The sequence below is a fragment of the Vibrio genomosp. F10 str. 9ZD137 genome, assembly GCF_049974785.1.
Taxonomy (GTDB): Bacteria; Pseudomonadota; Gammaproteobacteria; order Enterobacterales; family Vibrionaceae; genus Vibrio.
This window is the reverse complement of sequence record NZ_JBNGCJ010000943.1, coordinates 1-1,943: the sequence shown is the minus strand read 5'-3', so window position 1 is coordinate 1,943 and position 1,943 is coordinate 1. Positions and strand designations below refer to the sequence as shown.

The window sequence follows — 1,943 nt, the reverse complement described above, 5'->3', positions numbered from 1 at the left end:
GAATCCGTCTTGAAGCGTTTGTTAGCCGTTCATTCCCAAAGGTTATTGCCTACTCAACAGGAACTTACGCAAATCTCTTTCAGCTCGCATAACAAACAGAATAAAGACCTTGTCACCGTCTTGTTTATAGAAAACACGGCACGGATTAACGACAACTTCACGATAACTTAAATGTTCTAGTTCGGGCGGAACACGACCTGATTCTGGAAAAGTTTCTAGGCGTTCAACTTTAGAGAAGATCGTTTGTACCAACTGCTTTGCAGCTACAATATTTTCAAGTGCTATGTATTCAGCGATATCGTTGAGGTCAGATAGCGCTGGCTCAGTCCAGATTATTTCAGCCATTTTGACATTTTGTCCTTGGCTTCATCATGACTTACCACTTTACCGTCAGCTAGTGCACGCTCGCCTCGTGCAATGCCCTCCAGAATAACCAAACGATTTTGCATAAACTCGTAATCATCAACATCAACTAGATACGCTGATGGCTTACCATGCTCAGTAATTAATACTGGTTCTTTAGTGTCGTGGAGATCAGCGAGGATCTTGGTTGCTTGACGTTTAAGTGATGTAACTAGTTCTACTTTCATGAAAGCTGCTCCAAAGGAATACTAGAGTGATACTATTCTATCACTTTAAGTATAGCAAGCTCCATGACGGCTAACGCCCGCTTAAGGGGCAGCCAACGCTACTGCCAAGCTTCCGCATAACACCGTAATCACAAAAACCAACGCATAGTAAAAGTGCCGCGCGTTGGCTGTCCCTCTTGAAGCGTTTGTTATGTTTTGGGCCAATGGGTACGATTTAGACCATAAACAGCATGATCTACAACTCGGCCATTCAAATTTTCTGCGCGACTGATTATGCCCTCAAGCGAGAAACCTAAACGTTCACATACATTACGACTTGGAATATTTTCGCTCGCTGCTGATATCTGAACCTTTTCCATATCAAATTCAGTAAAAGCCAAGTCGGTCAGTTTTAAAACTGACTTACTCACGATACCTTTACCTTGGTATTCAGAGCTTAACCAGTAGCCAATCTCTACTTTTTTCAGTTGACGGTTAATACTGTTAAAACTGATATTTCCAACCAACTTATCTTGGTAAATCATCCCACAAACTAAGGATTTTCCATCAGCATAATCATGCAATGAACTTTTGATAAAGCTAAGAAAAAACGCTTCATTGCTTGCATGAGGAGGCCAAGCTAACCATTGACTCAAATATTCTCGCTCTCGACTGACAATTTCAAGATAGGCCGAAGCAAACTTGGGAGTAACCAAAGCCAGTTTCAGATCGGTATCAACATCCAATGTAAACATGATTTCCTCTTAAAAACATAACGCCCAATTAACGTGTGAGCAACGCTGCCACCTACCTAAACCACTGCGCCGTAAACACTAAACTCAACCTGAAGTGAAAGCGCCAAGCGTTGCGAATCACTGTTGAATTGTTTGTTATGTTTTACCACAAACGACTGATTTAATTGAGAAAGAATTGCTATTTCTAACTAGTTTTCTGAGCCAAACCACAAGGCAAGAACTAACTTGGCCATCAAAGACGACCAACCTAAAAGGTGTAATTCCACTTCCCAGCCCAATGAGGCAACCCGACCAAGGTAGAACAAGCGCCCTTTCTTTCCAACCAAAGCGCTAAACAATGCTTAATTGCCGAGGCAACTGCCAAGCCGAAATGCTGATTGACTAAGAACCTAAAAGCGACTTTGAGCCAATTAAACCTGAAACCAACCGCCACGACCTGCCAATGAAGCAACCCACGAACATTGGCATGTTTTACGGCCTAAGTGATTCAAGAACTTAGGCCGACAATGCGGATTTGCTGAGTCTACTAGGGATGAATTGCCAGAGGGACAAAGAACTAGAGCCGAAGACATTTAAGCCCTTGAAATACAAGTAAACATAACGCTCTGCTAAGCGGCAA

At 42.5% G+C, this 1,943-nt stretch carries 3 protein-coding genes; all 3 read right to left on the bottom strand.

Going from position 1 to position 1,943, the window contains the following annotated elements:
* Positions 1-42: 42 nt before the first annotated feature.
* The 3 genes from ACP45E_RS20650 to ACP45E_RS20640 all read right to left on the bottom strand — a co-directional run bounded on the left by ACP45E_RS20650 (position 43) and on the right by ACP45E_RS20640 (position 1,324).
* Complete coding sequence (locus ACP45E_RS20650) at positions 43-345, bottom strand: type II toxin-antitoxin system RelE/ParE family toxin (protein ID WP_017038126.1); 303 nt, start codon at positions 343-345, stop codon at positions 43-45.
* On the bottom strand, positions 333-590 hold the full coding sequence (locus tag ACP45E_RS20645) for a type II toxin-antitoxin system Phd/YefM family antitoxin (RefSeq protein ID WP_017038125.1): 258 nt from the start codon (positions 588-590) through the stop codon (positions 333-335). Before ACP45E_RS20645 ends, ACP45E_RS20650 begins: the two co-directional genes overlap by 13 nt.
* A 188-nt stretch (positions 591-778) precedes the next feature.
* Positions 779-1,324, bottom strand: a complete 546-nt coding sequence (locus ACP45E_RS20640) for a GNAT family N-acetyltransferase (protein WP_017038433.1) — start codon at positions 1,322-1,324, stop codon at positions 779-781.
* Positions 1,325-1,943 lie beyond the last annotated feature (619 nt).